Origin of the sequence: Nocardia sp. NPDC056000 (assembly GCF_042269265.1) — a bacterium.
Taxonomy (GTDB): Bacteria; Actinomycetota; Actinomycetes; order Mycobacteriales; family Mycobacteriaceae; genus Nocardia.
Map to the genome: position 1 here is coordinate 167,451 of NZ_JBHJXS010000014.1, position 16,512 is coordinate 183,962.

At 67.5% G+C, this 16,512-nt stretch carries 14 protein-coding genes and 1 tRNA gene; 8 read left to right on the forward strand and 7 right to left on the reverse strand.

Annotated features, from left to right (window positions below; translation table 11 throughout):
- Positions 1-153 precede the first annotated feature (153 nt).
- Positions 154-522 carry a YbjQ family protein gene (locus ACFC4D_RS35990; RefSeq protein ID WP_375955463.1) on the forward strand — a complete coding sequence of 123 codons (369 nt, stop codon included), beginning with the start codon at positions 154-156 and terminating at the stop codon, positions 520-522.
- 97 nt (positions 523-619) lie between these two features.
- Here the strand turns inward: ACFC4D_RS35990 and ACFC4D_RS35995 are convergent, their stop codons facing one another.
- On the reverse strand, positions 620-1,273 hold the full coding sequence (locus ACFC4D_RS35995; RefSeq protein WP_375955464.1) for a TetR/AcrR family transcriptional regulator C-terminal domain-containing protein: 654 nt from the start codon (positions 1,271-1,273) through the stop codon (positions 620-622).
- Between the two features lie 70 nt (positions 1,274-1,343).
- On the opposite strand from ACFC4D_RS35995, the gene ACFC4D_RS36000 reads away from it, so the two are divergent.
- From ACFC4D_RS36000 to ACFC4D_RS36010, 3 genes are all read left to right on the forward strand, one after another.
- Complete coding sequence (locus ACFC4D_RS36000) at positions 1,344-2,819, forward strand: FAD-dependent monooxygenase (RefSeq protein ID WP_376070065.1); 1,476 nt, start codon at positions 1,344-1,346, stop codon at positions 2,817-2,819.
- Between the two features lie 23 nt (positions 2,820-2,842).
- On the forward strand, positions 2,843-3,487 hold the full coding sequence (locus ACFC4D_RS36005) for a cyclase family protein (RefSeq protein ID WP_376070068.1): 645 nt from the start codon (positions 2,843-2,845) through the stop codon (positions 3,485-3,487).
- A gap of 135 nt (positions 3,488-3,622) precedes the next feature.
- On the forward strand, positions 3,623-3,988 hold the full coding sequence (locus tag ACFC4D_RS36010) for a hypothetical protein (protein WP_376070071.1): 366 nt from the start codon (positions 3,623-3,625) through the stop codon (positions 3,986-3,988).
- 77 nt (positions 3,989-4,065) lie between these two features.
- Here ACFC4D_RS36010 and ACFC4D_RS36015 read toward each other — a convergent pair whose 3' ends face one another.
- Positions 4,066-5,277, reverse strand: coding sequence for an Ig-like domain-containing protein (locus ACFC4D_RS36015; protein WP_376070074.1), 1,212 nt, complete (start codon positions 5,275-5,277; stop codon positions 4,066-4,068).
- 342 nt (positions 5,278-5,619) lie between these two features.
- Between ACFC4D_RS36015 and ACFC4D_RS36020 the strand changes: the two genes are divergently transcribed.
- Positions 5,620-5,695 (forward strand) — tRNA-Lys (locus ACFC4D_RS36020).
- A gap of 103 nt (positions 5,696-5,798) precedes the next feature.
- Here the strand turns inward: ACFC4D_RS36020 and ACFC4D_RS36025 are convergent.
- The 3 genes from ACFC4D_RS36025 to ACFC4D_RS36035 all read right to left on the reverse strand — a co-directional run bounded on the left by ACFC4D_RS36025 (position 5,799) and on the right by ACFC4D_RS36035 (position 8,310).
- Complete coding sequence (locus ACFC4D_RS36025; RefSeq protein ID WP_376070076.1) at positions 5,799-7,658, reverse strand: glycosyl transferase; 1,860 nt, start codon at positions 7,656-7,658, stop codon at positions 5,799-5,801.
- 101 nt (positions 7,659-7,759) lie between these two features.
- On the reverse strand, positions 7,760-7,882 hold the full coding sequence (locus ACFC4D_RS36030) for a hypothetical protein (protein ID WP_376070079.1): 123 nt from the start codon (positions 7,880-7,882) through the stop codon (positions 7,760-7,762).
- The gene (locus ACFC4D_RS36035; RefSeq protein ID WP_376070082.1) at positions 7,882-8,310 is read right to left on the reverse strand and encodes a hypothetical protein; all 429 of its coding nucleotides are present in this window, start codon (positions 8,308-8,310) and stop codon (positions 7,882-7,884) included. Before ACFC4D_RS36035 ends, ACFC4D_RS36030 begins: the two co-directional genes overlap by 1 nt.
- A 123-nt stretch (positions 8,311-8,433) precedes the next feature.
- Between ACFC4D_RS36035 and ACFC4D_RS36040 the strand changes: the two genes are divergently transcribed.
- Both ACFC4D_RS36040 and ACFC4D_RS36045 read left to right on the forward strand, forming a co-directional pair.
- On the forward strand, positions 8,434-11,148 hold the full coding sequence (locus ACFC4D_RS36040) for an AAA family ATPase (protein WP_376070085.1): 2,715 nt from the start codon (positions 8,434-8,436) through the stop codon (positions 11,146-11,148).
- Between the two features lie 72 nt (positions 11,149-11,220).
- Complete coding sequence (locus tag ACFC4D_RS36045; protein WP_364629151.1) at positions 11,221-12,255, forward strand: alpha/beta hydrolase; 1,035 nt, start codon at positions 11,221-11,223, stop codon at positions 12,253-12,255.
- Between the two features lie 46 nt (positions 12,256-12,301).
- On the opposite strand, the gene ACFC4D_RS36050 is transcribed toward ACFC4D_RS36045, so the two are convergent.
- Complete coding sequence (locus ACFC4D_RS36050) at positions 12,302-13,903, reverse strand: ABC-F family ATP-binding cassette domain-containing protein (RefSeq protein ID WP_376070089.1); 1,602 nt, start codon at positions 13,901-13,903, stop codon at positions 12,302-12,304.
- 172 nt (positions 13,904-14,075) lie between these two features.
- Positions 14,076-15,530, reverse strand: coding sequence for an aldehyde dehydrogenase (locus ACFC4D_RS36055; protein WP_376070092.1), 1,455 nt, complete (start codon positions 15,528-15,530; stop codon positions 14,076-14,078).
- A gap of 204 nt (positions 15,531-15,734) precedes the next feature.
- Between ACFC4D_RS36055 and ACFC4D_RS36060 the strand changes: the two genes are divergently transcribed.
- Positions 15,735-16,460: a TetR/AcrR family transcriptional regulator C-terminal domain-containing protein gene (locus tag ACFC4D_RS36060; protein ID WP_375955485.1), complete on the forward strand. Its 726-nt coding sequence runs from the start codon at positions 15,735-15,737 to the stop codon at positions 16,458-16,460.
- Positions 16,461-16,512 lie beyond the last annotated feature (52 nt).

Here is a 16,512-nt window from a genome sequence, read left to right on the forward strand (position 1 = left end):
CATCCTGATGAGGGGGGTGATTCGCACTTTCGCGCTACTCGGGGATGACCCGATTCGGGACCTGAGACCGATCGGCTCGGGACCTGCGGGCGATGTCGAGCGCACCCCCGATTACCGAGGATCGAGGGGTACGAATCGACGAGAGGAAACGCCATGAGCGTCAATGAGGACCACTCCCGCATCGGGACCGACCACGTCATCGTCAGCACCATGAATGATCTGCCCGGCTACCAGGTGACCGAGGTGCTCGGCGATGTCTTCGGCCTCACCGTGCGCAGCCGCCACCTCGGCTCACAGCTGGGCGCGGGCCTGAAGTCCATGTTCGGCGGTGAACTCAAGGGTATGACCAAGATGCTGTCCGACAGCCGCGAGGAGGCCAGGCAGCGTCTGGTCGAGCACGCGCTGGAGCTCGGCGCGGACGCCGTACTGGCAATGCGCTTCGACGCCAACGATTTCGCCGATATCGGCCAGGAGATCTGCGCCTACGGCACGGCGGTCCGCATCCGCGCCGACAAGCTGTAATCGAATTCCACAGTCCCGCAGACGGTCAGCCGCGATCCCATCGGATCGCGGCTGAATCCGTTTCCGGAACAGTCGTTTTCACGGTCGGGCGCGCCCGCTACTCCGGCGCGGCCTCGATCCCGGCGAGTATGACGCGGAGCCCGGTGAGATATTCCACATCCGGGTCGACGGCCGCGAAACCGGCGATCATGCGAGCGGTGCGCGGATAGCGGCCGGAATCGACGGCCTGCTCCAGTTGTCCCTCCGCATAAGGGTTTTCGGCGTATTCCACCCCCGTCCGCGCCTGCTCCTCGATGACGAATCCGGTGGTGTAGTGCAGCAGGATGGGGAAGACGCGTTCGGCCGAATCCCGGGCCAGTCCGGCGTCCTCCAGCGTGCGCAGGGTCAATTCCACCGTGCGCCACATGGCTTCGTCACTGATGAAGGTGCCCGCGGCCACGCGCGCGCCGTCCGGGTAGCGCAGCATGGACTGCCGCAGCCGCTGTGCGAGTTCGATGAGCCAGTCCCGCCAGTCCACCCCTTGGCGCGGCGCTTCCAGCCCCTCCACGGCGGCCACGAAGATGTGCTGGGCCATGGCGTCGAGCAGTTCGCGTTTGTTCTTGACATGCCAATACAGCGCGGGCGCTTGCACATTCAGCGCGGCGGCGACCTTGCGCATGGTCAGTCCGTCGAGCCCGGCCTCGTCCAGCAGCTCGAGGGCGGCCCGGGCAATGGCCTTGGTATCGAGCTTCACAGCCGGTTTCTCGCTCACCCTTGACACCTTAACAGCGTTCTGGTCTCCTTAACGACGTTAAGGATTTAACGTTGTTAAGGAGATTGTCATGGAGACCACGGACGTCGTCATCGCCGGTAGCGGACCGACCGGGCTCATGCTCGCCAGCGAACTGCGCCTGGCCGGAGTCCGGGTGGCCCTGGTCGATGGACTCCCCGCCCGCACCGGCGAATCGCGGGCCGGTGGCATTCACGCCCGCAGCATGGAGATCCTGGATCAGCGCGGCCTGCTCGACCGGCTGCTCCCGCAGGGCCGTCGCATGCAGGCCGGTCACTTCGGCGGACTGCCGCTGGACTTCAGCGACTTCGACACCGAGCACCCGTACATGCTGGCCATCCTGCAATCGGTGATGGAACGCGAACTCGAAGGCCGCGCAATCGAATTGGGCGTCGACACGGTGTGGGATTCACCCGTCACCGGCTTCTCGCAGGATGATTCGGGCGTGCGGGTCGAGCTCGGTGGCGCGCATCCGCGCACCGTGCGCGCCGCCTATCTGGTCGGCTGCGACGGCGGCCGCAGTTCGGTCCGCAAGCTCGCCGGGATCGGCTTTCCGGGCACCGATGCCACCGCCACCGGCATGCTCGCCGATGTCGAACTCGCCGATCCGCCCGCCGCACCGTTCTTCGGCCGCCGCAGCGCCGCGGGCGACTACTCCGCCATCCAATTCGAGCCCGGCTGGTACCGGCTTATCGTGCAACGCCACGATCTGGTGCTGCCGCGCGGCACCGAATTGACCTTCGAGGATTTCCGCGCCCACTTCACCGAACTCGCGGGCACGGATTTCGGTATGCACAGCCCGCGCTGGGTCACCCACTACGGCGATTCGGCCCGCCAGGCCGAGCGCTACCGAACCGGCCGGGTCTTCCTCGCGGGCGATGCCGCGCATATCCACAATCCGGCGGGCGGTCAGGGCCAGAACCTCGGGATCCAGGACGCGGTCAACCTCGGCTGGAAACTCGCGGCCGCCGTGCACGGCACCGCCCCCGAAACCCTGTTGGACACCTATGAATCCGAGCGCCACCCCATCGCCGCTCGCGTCCTGCACAACACCCGCGCGCAGACCGCCCTCATGCGCCCGGGCGCGCATTCCGACGCCCTGCGCGATGTCATGAGCGACCTCATCGCCACCGATCCGGTCCGGCACCGCCTCGGCCTGGAGATAACCGCCCTGGATATCCACTACGACACCAAATGCGAGCACCCCCTGGCGGGCCGCCGCGTCCCCGACGCCACCCTGACGACCACCGATCGCACCCGCGTCTACGAACTGCTGCGCCGGGCCCGTCCAATCCTGCTGCTGCTCAATGGAACCGAGGCCCCGATCAGCCCGGAATGGGGTGACCGCATCGACATCGTCACCGCCGAAACCCCGGGAACGCCGTGGCACATCCCCGCCGTGGGCCCGATCCCGGTCCCCGCCGCAATCCTGATCCGCCCGGACGGCTACGCGACCTGGGCAACCGATGAACCCGGGCTGCCGGGCCTCGGTGAGGCCCTCGAGAACTGGTTCGGCGCGACCGCCTGAGCTTCGGGTTCTAGGCTGAGCGCGTGCGCATCATCGACCTGTCGGTCCCGTTGCGGACCGCAATGCCCGTGTATCCCGGTGATCCCGAGGTGAGCATTCGCCCGGCGCTGACCGTCGCCGTCGACGGTGTGAATGTGCTGCACGTGGATATGGGCTCGCAGACCGGGACGCATGTGGACGCGCCGATGCATATCGATGACGCCCTGCCCACACTGGACGCGCTGCCGCTGGAGCAGTTCCTCGGACCGGCGGTGGTGGTGGACGCGCGGGGCCTGGGGCCGCGCACGGCGATCGGCCGGGAGTATTTCGAGGGCAAGATCGGCGCGGGGCAGATCGTGCTGGTCGCCACCGGCTGGTCGGAGCACTGGGGAACACCGGATTACCTGGCCCATCCGTATCTGGATCCGGCGGCCGCCGCCTACCTGGTCGAGTCCGGGATCCGGACCGTCGGGATCGATACGCTGAGTGTGGATCCGACTCCGGCGCAAGACATTCCGTCACATAGGATCCTGTGCGGCGCGCACGCTGTGATCGCCGAGAATCTCACCGCGCTGGACCGGGTGCTGAGCGAACAGCAGCTGGGTCATCGCGTGGAGGTATCCCTACTCCCCCTGAACCTGCCCGGCGCGGATGGAGCGCCCGTGCGAGCGATCGCTCGCATCGGGTGATCTACCCACTCCGGTTGTGACTGAAACAGCACTGGACCTGATTTTGTGGCGCATACCACTTGATCTTCGTAGACTGCTTCTCACATGGGGGAGGTCGGGGCCCCCGACCCAGGCTCGATCAAGGAAGACCATTACGTGAAGCGTTGTACCGTAACAACTCTGCTGGCCACGGCGGCGATTCTGAGCGCCGCTCCCGCGGTCGCCTCCGCGGAGATCACTCTCACGGACGCCTCGAGCAAGACTCAGAGCGACGATCCCATGGAGGCGTCGGTTTCGGGCTCAGCCTCGGGATCGGCGAAGACCGGTAGCTCGGGCGGGCTCGCGACCACCGGCTCCACCGGCACCGGATCGTTCGGCCTGCCGAATCTGGACAAGATGCTGCTGGGTGACTACAAGTCACTGTGCGCGGTCACCGGTAGTGCGGCCACCGTCCTGGGCAATGCCAGCTTCGGCTGCGACAGCCTGAACGGCAAAGGCAGCCTCGGACTGCCCACCCTGTAGGTACTTCGGGGGGCACACGATCGAGCAGTAAGAAGGGCTCCGGCTTGACCGCCGGAGCCCTTCTTCGCGTCTGTGGATCAGCGGTTGTCGTCGGCGTTGCCGGCCTTCCACTGCGTCCACGGGATATTCCAGTCGCCCAAACCGTCCACACCGGACAGCGTGCCGCCGACGGTGTTCTTCACGATGGTGATGTCACCGCGCTTGGAGTTCTCGTACACCCAGCGGGCGTCGGCGGGGCTCAGGTTCAGGCAGCCGTGGCTGGTGTTGCTGTAGCCCTGCTGGCCGACCGACCACGGTGCGGAGTGGAAGAAGATGCCGGAGTAGGAGATTCGGGTCGCCCAGTCCACCGGCGTCTTGTAGCCCGCGGGCGAGTTGACCGCCACACCGTAGGTGGAGGAATCCATGATGATCTTGTCGAAGCGGTCGCCGACGATGTAGACGCCGTTATCGGTGGGGGTGGAGTCCTTGCCCATCGAGGTCGGCATGGTCTTGACCACCTGGCCGTTCTTCTCGACGGTCACCATCTTGGTGTTGTCGTCGGCGGAGAAGATCGTCGCCTCGCCGATGGTGAAGCTCGAGGTGATGTCGGTGTCGCCGACCAGGCCGTTGCCCAGATCCTTGCCGTAGACGTTCACGGCGATATCGATCTTGGTGCCGGGTGCCCAGTAATGCTCGGGCCGCCACCGCACTTCGCGGTTGTTCACCCAGTAGAAGGCGCCCTCCACTGCGGGGGTCGTGGTGATTTTGATCGCATTCTGGGCGGCCTTGCGGTCCGGGATGTTCTCGTCGAACTGCACGGCGACCGGCTGGCCGATGCCGACCACTTCGTTCTCGGCGGGCAGCAGGTACGGGTGGGTGCGGTTATTCGGCGAGATGGTGCTGAAACTCATGGTCGAGGTGCTCGCACCACCCAGGCCGATGGCCTCCACGGCCAGCTTGTAGGTGCGTGCGAAGCCCAACTGCTCGGTCAGCTTCCAGGACAGGCCGTCCTTGGCGAGTTCACCGCCGACCGCCTTGCCCTCGGGATTGGTGAGCGTCACATTGGTGAGCTTGCCGTCCTGCACCTGCAGCACCAGCGGATCGCCGGGCGAGACGCCCTTCTGCCCATCCTTGATGGGCGAGACCAGCTTCGGCTTCACCAATTCGCTGACCGGATTGGAATCGATTGCGACAGAGGAGGAATCCTTCGACGAGTTCCCCGAAGAGCACCCCACCAGCGCAAGCGCCAGCACGGACAGCACGGCTACGGATCCCCGCCACCGCGTCGAACGGCCCTGACCATTGCTCATTACAACCCCACTCCATGTCTCGGTGCGTGTGTCGGCCCGGAGAATTCGCCCCGACCACGCCTGCTCGACCACCACGCCCACGGGGTTCGGCCGAGACCACGCCCCGACCATTCTGCCAGGCCGTACGCCCTCACCACACGCCGATACCGCACCCCCGCTAGGGCTCGACCGGTTCATCCGTACCAACCCCCAATTCGTTAACACCCACCCGCAAGATCGCCCCCTCCCCCAAAAACCCAGCTCAACGTACCGATTTCACTTTCTGCCACACCTCCTGTTAATGTTTCTTCCGCACCGCAGAGAGGCCAACCGGACAGGAAAGCCCCGAAGCAGAGCAAACACGCGCCATTAGCTCAATTGGCAGAGCAGCTGACTCTTAATCAGCGGGTTCGGGGTTCGAGTCCCTGATGGCGCACCACAGGATGGCCCCGACCGGCAACGGTCGGGGCCATCTTTCGTTGGTGCTGAACCTGTTCCCCGCCAATCACTTTCGGTGTCGAGGGTGATTGGCGGGAGGCGGGTCAGAGCAGGGGGCGGACGTCCCAGAGCCAGACGCCGTCGACCTGTTGGGCGGGGAGGCCCAGGAGTTGGTCGATGGCGCTGCGGAGGGCGTCGGTGTTGGTGGTGGGTGGGAGGACCACCACGTCGGCGTGCCAGAAGCGCAGGTCCGCGAGGGCTTGGTCGCGGGCGGGCGGGTCGATTGCCGGGATTGTGCCGAACATGCGGATCAGGGTGAGCATGTTGCCGGTGGGGCGGGTTACGGGGCCGTAGTGGGCCGACTTGTCCACGCCGGGGCCGACGTAGTAGCCGCCGACCAGGGGGAAGGTGAAGTCGGAGTCGAGTTGCCAGCGCAGGGCGACGGCGTCGACGGGGGTGGGCGGGGGCACGATCACCACGGAGCCGTCCGAGATGTACCGGCGCACAGCGCCATCGGTGAAGAAGGCGGGGGTGGCGGTGCGTTCCACCACCGGCAGCATGGTCGGGGTGATGGGCAGTAGGGCGCAGGCCAGGGCGGTGAACCAGACTATGGGCTGCCACCGGGTGGTGGCGGTGCGCCGGTGATCGATCGCGCGCTGTGTGCCCAGGGTCAGGATGATCGCGATCGGCGGGATGGCCGCCATGGCGAAGCGGGATTCGATCATCCCGTTGAACGGTGGGATCCAGCCGAAGACGAACCACGGCATGGGCACCCCGGTGAAGAAGCCGCCGATGAACAGCACGATGCCCAGGGACAGGGCGATGAACACGACGATGACGGTCAGGGCCGCTCGCACGATGCGCTCGTGCCGCAGGAAGTACGCGGTGACCGCACCGAGCAGCAGCAGCGGCCAGCCGAAGTAGGTGTTGTGCTCGGTCGGGTTGATGCTCACATCGGGTCCGAAGGAGAAGGTCCCGCCCGCCGAGAACGAGGAGAACTGGAACAGCGTCAGCAGGTCGTTGCCGACGCGGCCGTGGCCGACGAAGCCATAGGACTGCGTGCCGAGGAACTGCCACCACAGCGGAATCGTGGTGAGCGTCAGGGTGATCAGCGCCGCGAGCAGTACCGGCCGGGCGATGGTGCGCAGCGTGGCTGCGATGGCGCGGCGGGTGCGCAGGTAGGCCAGTCCGAAGACCGCGAAGCTCAATGCGAACAGCAGCAGCGGCTCCTCACCCAGCGCGATCTGCATGGCGACCAGCAGACCCAGCGCGATGGAATCCCGCGGCCGCGGTGCCGTGCCGTGCTCCGGGGCGTCGTTCACCCGCCGCGCCATCCGGATGACCCGCATGGCGATGAACGGAAGCAGGACCAGAACAACGTAATTCGGGTGGCCGTTGGTGTGCGAGATCATGGCGGGCGCGAACCCGCAGAACGTACCGCCGACGGCCGCGGCGAACTTCGATGTCACCAGTTCACGCGAGAACACCAGATACCAGGCGAACGCGGTACCGGACAGCCCCAGGGTGAGCGCCAGCGCGAAGGTGACGGTCGGCCCGAACAGCAGCGTGACGGGCGTGAGCGGTATGCCGAACCCGTACATGAGGGTGTTGGCCATCAGGTTCACGCCGTCGGGGAAGTTCTGCATCGACGTGCTGAACGGATTCTCGAAGTTGGTGATCTTGTGCGCCGTCAGCGCGAAGAACCACTCGTACAGGGTTTGGTCCTGATCGCTCTTGATCAGATACCCGCTGCGCGGATGCGCCCACAGCCGGGAAAGTACGAGCACCGCCAGCGACAGATAACCGCCGGCGACGATGAGATCGATTCGCGCCGAGCGGATTCGCCGCCCGAGCGAGGTGAAGCGACCACCCCCGGGGTGATTTCCGTCCGGTGTCGACCGGTCCGGAACCACCCCCTCCGATCGGTCCCCCACGGTCCGTTCGGTTACCCACCCCAGTGCCACGCGTCAACTCCTCTGAACATCACGATGAACAGGCGTTGACGGTACCCGGGCTCGACCGAGGTCGTGCTGTCGAGCGGTGTGCGCCCGGGTTCCGTTCCCCGTCAGCGGAGTTCGCGCGCGGAGGGTCCGCGGCCGTGCAGTACCGCGGTCTCGGACCAGATCAGCATGGCGATCGGGCCGCAGACGAAAAGGGTTGCGATTGTGGGGTATTCGGTGTGCGACATCACGCGGCCCGCAGTGGGGTGGCGAAGGACTTGCGTAGCGAGGACGGGCCGATCAGGGGTAGGAGCGCCGCCAGCAGCTTGCCCTTGAATGCCTTTGGGGTCCGGGTCAATTCGACGTCGACGCGGCTGCCGGAGAGCTCGGGGGTGATGCGGAAGACCCAGCCGCCGCCCGCGCCGAAGAGTTTGGAATCCAGGGTGGTGATGGTGACGGTGTCGCCCGCCGGATCCCACTGGTAGCGGGCGCGCTCCCAGGCGGCGGCGGTGCCCTCGGTGACCTCGGCCCAATCATCGCCGCGGGCATGGACGACGAAATGCTCGGCGTCGATGCTCGGCCATGCCTCGGGGCGGGTGGGGCCGAAGTCGGTGAGCACGTGCAGGACTTCGGCGTGAGACAGCGTGGACATGAGGTGAAAACGAACGGTAGCCATGGAATTACCTTGGCCTCCGACGGTGGTGCGCCGAATCTGTCGGATGACGCTGTCTTGACGTAATCCAGTTTCGGTAGGGTCTGCCTCCGGACTCGTACCCGCGGGACCGGGAGGAGAGTCACCATGCCGTTGTTCGGACGCGACAGCGAACTGAAAGAGCTGGCCGCGCTCGTGGACGGCCCCGGCGAGCACGCCGGCATCCTGCTCGAGGGCGAACCCGGCATCGGGAAGTCGACCCTGGTGGAGCGGACCGTCACCGCCGCGAACGCCGCGGGGCTGCGGGTGCTGCGCACCGCCGGGGCGGAAGCCGAGAGCACCCTGGTGTTCGCCGGACTGCATCAGCTCCTGTACCCGCTGCGGCGCGAGTTCGACGCGCTGCCGCCGCGCCAGTTCGACGCGCTGACAACCGCTTTGGGCATGTCGGACAGCACCGCCGAGCCGAGCGTGCACCTGGTCGGCATGGCGGCCCTGACCCTGCTCGCGGACTCGGGAGCCGAGCGCGCGGTGCTGGTGGTCGCCGAGGACGCGCACTGGCTCGATCCGGCCAGCGCCGAGGTGCTGGCCTTCGTGGCGCGGCGCATCGATTCCGAAGCCGTCGCGATGCTGGCCACCCTGCGCGCCGCCACCGAGTCGCCGCTGCGCACCGTCGGACTCTCGGTACTGCGGCTCGGCCCGCTGCCCGAAGACGCCGCGACGGCACTGCTCGACGACATCGCACCGGACCTGCCCGCGCAACTGCGACGGCGAGTACTCGCCGAGTCGCACGGCAACCCGCTGGCGCTGACCGAATTGCCCACGGCGGCGGTGGATCTCGGTGATGCCGCCCCGGTCCTGCCCTTGACCGAGCGGCTCGAACAGGCTTTCTCCGCCCGCGGCGCGGCACTGCCCGGGCCGACGCGATCGGCTTTGTTGGTCGCGGCACTCGACGACGGCGACTCGGCCACCGAAACACTCACCGCCACGGGGATTCTGCTGGCATCCGCGGTAACCACCGAGGTATTCGCACCGGCCGTGACCGCCCGCTTGATCAGCATCGGCTCGGGCACGGTGACCTTCCGCCATCCGCTGGTTCGGTCCGCCCTGGTGGCGGCGGCGACCGATGCGGAACGCCGCCGCGCACACCTGGCACTGGCCGAAGCGCTCGAGGAGTCACCGGATCGCCAACTGTGGCATCGCGCGGCCGGTACGGCGGGCGCGGACGAAGCCGTGGCCGCGGCTCTGGAGCAGGCCGCCGAACAGTCTCGGCATCGCGGCGGTGCGGTCGTCGCACTGGAACGCGCCGCGGCCCTGAGCGTTTCGCCCGGCCGCCGCGCGGATCGGCTGTTGCGCGCGGCGGAATTGGCCGTCGACTCCGGGCACCGGGATACGGTCGAACGACTGGTCGCCGCCGCCCGCGCGCTCCCCCTCACGGCCGCCCAGGAGGCCACCGCGAAATGGGTGCTCAGCGGATTCGAGGACGGTATGCGCGAAAGCCCTTCGCATATCGGTGAACTGGCCGCGCTGGCCGCCTCGGTGGCCGCCGATGGTTTCCACGATGCCGCGCTGCGCATTCTCTGGGGCGCGGCCGCGCGATGCTTCTGGTCCGAACCGGGACCCGATACCCGGCGCGCGGTGCTCGCGGTCGCCGATTCCTTCGGCATTCCCGACGATGATCATCGCAAGCTCGGCATCGATTCGATCGTGGCCCCGTTCGAGCGCGGCGACCAGGTCCTGGATCAACTCCGGGTGCTGGCCGCGACGACCGGCCGCGATACCGAGGCCGATCACTATCTCAGCAGCGCCGCCTACCAGGTCGGCGCATTCGACCTGGCAGCGCATTTCGCCGCGGCCGCCGCGCTCGGCTTCCGTTCGGCCGGGCGCTTGGGGCTGCTCACCCGGGCACTCGCCATCCAGGCGTCGAGCCTGACCCGGCTCGGGGACCTCACCGCCGCCACCCCCATCGCGGCGGAGTCCGCGGCCTTCGCGCTGGAGACCGCCCAGCCCTTCATGCACGCCACGATCAGCGCGACCCAGGCCGAAATCGCCGCGCTGCGTGGCGATTACCCGCAGGCCGCGACCCTCGCCACGGACGCCGAACGGATCGCGCTCGCGGCGGGCGCACGCCCCGTACTGGCGAACGTGCAACTGTCCCGGGGGCTCATCGCACTCGGCGAGGGCCGATTCGATGACGCCTTCACCGATCTGGCCCGCATCCACGACCCCCTCGACCCGTCGTATTCGTTGTCGCTGCGCGCGTGCTTCCTCACCGAACTCGCCGAGGCCGCGGTCCGCGCCGGGCAGACCGAGGCCGCGACCGCCCTGCTGCGCGATCTGGAACCGGTGGCGGCGGCCACCTCCTCGCCCGCCCTGCATATCGGAATGCGCTATGCCCGTGCGGTTCTGGCCGGGGAGTCGGCCGCGGAACTGTTCACCGCGGCCTTGGCGGCCGATCTCACCGGCTGGCCCGCCGAACGCGGCCGCCTGCATCTGGCGTACGGCGAATGGCTGCGGCGACAGCGCCGGGTCGTGGAGTCCCGCACGCATTTGCGCACCGCCCGTGAGATTTTCGACGCCCTGGGCTTCACCGCGTGGAGTGAGCGGGCTCGCCTGGAGCTGCGCAGCGCGGGCGAATCCAGCCCGAACCGCGATCCGGACGCACGGGAGCGGCTCACCCCGCATGAGCTGAGCATCGCGCAATTGGCGGCGCAGGGGCTGACCAATCGGGAGATCGGGCAGCGGCTGTACCTGTCGCACCGGACCGTCAGCACCCATCTGCACCGCATCTTCCCCAAGCTCGGCATCAGCTCGCGCGGGGATCTGGCGGCGCTGCTGCCCACCCTGGCCGAAACCGCCGGTTGATCGTCCGGACCGACACCGATTACGTCATCCGACGCACGCGGCGGGGCCGGTGCGCTCCCTAGCGTTGCCGGCATGAACATCAACCGACGCGGACTTTTCACCGGAGCGCTGGCGGCGGGCCTGGCCGCGGCCTCGCTCACCGCCTGCTCCACCGACCCCGCACCCGCGACCACCGTTCCGGGTGCGGCCCTGCGGGCCGGATCGGGCGCGAATACCAGCCTCGGTCCGATCAAGAAGATCGATGCCGGTGCGCTGAACGTGGCGTACGCCGAATTCGGGCCAGCCACCGGACAGCCGGTGATCCTGTTGCACGGCTGGCCCTATGACGCGTACAGCTACGCCGATGTGGCACCGCTGCTGGCCGCGTCCGGCTACCGGGTGCTGGTGCCGTACCTGCGCGGTTACGGCGAGACCACCTTCCGCTCCGCGCAGAGCGTGCGCAACGGGCAGCAGTCGGCCATCGCGCGCGACATCGTCGATTTCATGGACGCGCTGCATATCGACCGGGCCGTGCTCGGCGGATTCGATTGGGGCGCACGGACGGTCGATATCATCGCGGCGCTGTGGCCGGAGCGGGTCAAGGCCATGGTCGCGGTGAGCGGATACCTCATCACCCAGCAGGCGGCCCAGCAGCAGCCGTTGCCGCCCGAGGCCGAATTGGGCTGGTGGTACCAGTATTACTTCTCGACCGAGCGCGGCCGCCTGGGTTATGAACGCAATCGCCGCGATTTCAACCGGCTGATCTGGCAACGTGCCTCTCCGGCATGGAATTTCGACGACGCCACCTACAACCGCAGCGCCGCCGCCTTCGACAACCCCGATCAGGTGGACGTCGTCATCTCCAACTACCGGTGGCGTTTGAGCCTGGCCCCGGGCGAACCGCAGTACGACGCCTACGAACAGCGGCTCGCCACCGGACCGGCGATATCGGTGCCCGCCATCACGATCGCGAGCGACTTCGACGGTGCGGCCAAGGACGGAAAGGCGTACCGCGCCAAGTTCACCGGGAAATACGAACACCGCGTCCTCGACGGCATCGGGCACAATGTGCCGCAGGAAGCGCCGCAGCCGTTCGCCCAGGCGATCATCGACGCCGACCACCTCTGACGGTGAGCGCCGGGCCCGGCGATACAGCCGGACCCGGCACTGTCGTCTACAGCGAATCGCGACGCCGCATACCACCGCCGGAATCGAGCTCGACCACCGTCGCTATGCCGATCCGGCGCAGGAACGGAAAGTCATGGCTGACAACGAGTATCGCGCCGCGGTAGTCGGCCAGGGCCTCGACCAGCTGATCCACACTGGCGATGTCGAGGTTGTTGGTCGGTTCGTCGAGCATCAGCAGTTGCGGCGGCGGATCGGCGAACAGCAAGCGCGCCAGCGATACCCGGAAACGCTCACCGCCCGACAGCGTCGACACCGGCCGATCCACACCGCTGCCGCGAAGTAGCAGGCGGGCCAGCTGATTTCGGATCGTGCCCGGCGCGACGGTGGTGGCCACCGCGCGCACATTGTCGAGGGCACCGGCCCGCTCGTCCAGATTGTCCAGGCGTTGCGGCAGATATCCCACCCGATCGGTGAGCAGCACACCGCGTTCCGGATGGCTCCCCGCACGCAACTGCTCGAGCAGCGTCGATTTGCCCGCCCCATTGGGGCCGATCAGGGCGACGCGTTCGGGTCCCTGAATGACGATGCGATGGTCGCCGTCCGCCAATTCCGCGATGCGGCGGCTGCGCGGCACCTCCGGATCGGGCAGTTCGAGGCGGATATGCTCGTCCTGGCGCACCCGCGCTGCCGCGGTATCCAGAATGCTCTGGGCCGCTTGCACTTTGGCATCGAGGGTGCCGCGCAATGCGCCCGCCGACCCCTGTGCCCGACTGGCCCGGTTGCCCGCGAGAATCCGCGGGATTCCGCCGTCCCGCTGTGTCGCGCGGGCGGTGCGCTCGCGTCTGGCGAGTTTGGTCTCGGCCTCGATGCGCTGCCGTTTCTCGACCTTCAACGCCTGTTCGGCGGTTCGGGCCGCCTGAACGGCGGCCGCCTGCTCCTGGTCGACGTACGCCTTCCAGGCGCTGTACGGCCCGCCGAACACCTCCAGGGCCGCGCCGTGCAGTTCCGCGGTGGCGTCCATGCGTTCGAGCAGTTCGAGATCGTGGCTCACCACGATGAGGGCGCCGGGCCAGGAATCCACGAATCCCGCCAGCTTGGCACGGGTTTCGCGATCGAGGTTATTGGTCGGCTCATCGAGCAGTGTGATGGGCGTGCGCTGGATGCGCAGCCCGGTGATCGCCACCAGCACGGCCTCACCGCCGGACAGCTCCCCGACGCGGCGGTCCAGATCCGCAGCGCTGAAACCGATTTCGTGCAATGACTCATCGGCGCGGGCTTCGATGTCCCAATCGTCGCCGATCGTCTCGAAGTGTTCGTCCGCGGTGTCGCCGGATTCGATCGCGCGCAATGCCGCGAGCTTGTCCGCGATCCCGAGTAGACCCGCGACGGTGGTCTCGCGGCCGAGGGTGAGCGTCTGCGGGAGATAGCCCACCGCGCCGGTGGTTTCGACGCTGCCGGAGGTCGGGGTCAGCAGTCCGGCGATCAAACGCAACAGCGTTGATTTCCCGGCGCCGTTGCGACCGACCAGACCGGTGCGCCCGGTGCCCAGCGTGCCGTTGAGCCCCGCCAGGGCGACGGTGCCGTCGGGCCATTCGAAGGACAGTTTCCGCAGGGTGACGGCAGCGGATGTGGATAGGGATGTGGACATGATCGTCGACTCGTTCCTGCTCGTGAGAGCGGCCGCACGTGATTTCGGACGTGGCGGAGCCAGACGAAGGCGAAGATCCCGGTGCGAATTACCGGGCGAATGCGTGAGAGAAGCGCCGCCTTCGACTGGGCGGCTGGATTCTGTCGACTTCCTCGATCAGCACCCAGCCACTCTACCCGCGGTCCGGGACGGTGATCGTCTGGTATTCGGTGTACTGCCCCAGGCCGACCGCGCCGTATTCGCGGCCGATCCCGCTGGCCTTGAATCCGCCGAAGGGACCGTCGAATCCGACGGGTGCGCCGTTGATCGTGACCGTCCCGGCCCGAATCCGGCGCGCGACGGCGATGGCCGCGTCCCGGTCCGCCGACCACACGCCGCCGGAGAGCCCGTAGTCGGAATCGTTGGCGATGCGGATGGCGTCGTCGATATCGTCGTAGCCGATGACGACCAGCACCGGGCCGAAGATCTCCTCCCGGGCGATCCGCATATCCGGGGTCACATCGGCGAAAACCGTTGGCGTGACATAGAAGCCGTCATGCAGGCCGGGCGGCAGGTGCGGGCCGCCGCAGACCGCGCGAGCGCCTTCACCGATCCCGATCTCGATGTAGTCGCGAACCCGCTGCTGCTGATCGCCGCGCACCATCGGCCCGATGAAGGTGCCCGGATCGCGCGGATCACCGACCGGCAGCGAGCCGACCAGTGCGGCCAGCGCCGCGACCACCTCCGCATAGCGGGAATTCGGCGCGAGGATCCTGGTCTGCGCGATACAGGATTCGCCATTGTTCAACAGTGAACCGAACTTCAGGCCGTGCATCACCGCGCTCAGCTCGGCATCGGGCAGGATCACCGCCGCCGATTTGCCGCCGAGTTCGAGACTGACCCGTTTGAGCTGCGCGCCCGCGATGGACGCGATCCGCCGACCGGCGGCGGTCGAGCCGGTGAACGCGATCTTGTCCACCAGCGGATGCGAGATCAGATATTCGCTCGTTTCCCGTTCCGCGGGAAGCACACTGAGCACGCCCGCGGGCAGTTCGACGCGATCGATCAACTCGGCCAGCAGGCCCATGCTCAGGGAATTCTCCGGGGATACCTTCAACACCACCGAATTTCCGGCGAGCAGGGCGGGCAGGATCTTCGAGGTCGCGGAGGAGAACGGCGAATTCCACGGAATCACCGCGGCCACCACGCCCACCGGCTCGCGCCGAACCACGCTGCGCACCAGCGCGTCCGGATCCGACGGGGTGAGGGTGCGCTCCCAGTCGAAACGCTCGGCCGCCGCGAAGTAGGCGTTCGCCTGCCGGGTCAGCGCGGCCTGACCCGCCCCGGTGAACCATGCGGCGGAACCGTTTTCGGCGGTGATGAGTTCGGCGATCCGATCGGCTTGCTCTTCACGCAGCTCATTGAACTTGCGCAGCACCGTGATTCGCTCGGCGGGTGCGGTATCGCGCCACACCCGGCTGTCGAAGCTGGCGTGCGCAGCCGCCACCGCGCGATCCACATCGGCCGGATGCGCCTGCGCCGCCTGGCCGATGCGCGACCGATCGTGCGGCGAGAGAATCTCCAGCAGCGCCGGTTCGCTGGGCTCGGTCCACGAACCGCCGATATAGAGGCGATCGTAGGTGATCATTCGTCCGCTCCGAGCGGGAATGGGGTCTTCCATGACTCCGACGCTAGGGACGGCCGAGCGCCGGCCGCGAGCGTCGAATGACGTATTCTCCGACGCTGATCCGACACCGCGACGTCGGTGAACGTCACATGAACGGTCTGTCAACGGTGTAGGTCTACGATGCATAGGTACAGTGGCCAACTTCCGAAGCAGGAGGCATCCGATATGGCTGACAAGCCGACCAACCGCGGCCGATCCGGCTCCACCGGGGACGGGCCGGTGGAGGGACCGATCACCCGGGCGGCGGTATTGGACGCGGCGCTGCGGATCGTCGATCGGGACGGGGTGGACGGACTGTCGATGCGGCGGCTCGCGGAGGCGGTGCGACGGGATCCGATGGTGATCTACCGGCATGTGCCGAATAAGGCCGCGGTGCTGGACGGGGTGGCCGAGGTCGTCTTCGCGGAGCTGTCGGTGGATGCGACGGATCCGGACTGGATGTCGCAATTGCGTTCGGTGGCAAGGGATTTCCGCAAGCTCGCGCTGGAGCATCCGCGCGTGGTGCCGCTGCTGGTGACCCGGCCGCTGGCGACGCCGCTGGGATTGCGGCCGCAGGCGGTGCTGCGGCCGCTGGAGGACATCCTGGCGCTGCTGACGCATGCCGGATTCTCCGGTCCGGACGCCCTGCACATCTATCGGGCCGTATTCGGCTTCCTGTACGGGCATGTGCTCAACGAGCTCCAGGAAATCGTGGAGAACCCCGATGAGACCGATGATCTGCTGCGCCTGGGCCTGTATCGGCTGCCGATCGCGGAGTTCCCGCTGCTGCGCGGGCTCGCACCGGCGCTGGCGGCCTATGACGGCGGGGCCGAACTCGAACGCGGGCTCGATATCCTGCTGACCGGTCTCGCCGCAACCCTGCCGCGCGATAACGGTGCCGGTCAGCACTGATTCTACGTTGTAACTCTACGATGTAGACAGACGCTGTCTTCCGGCATAGGCT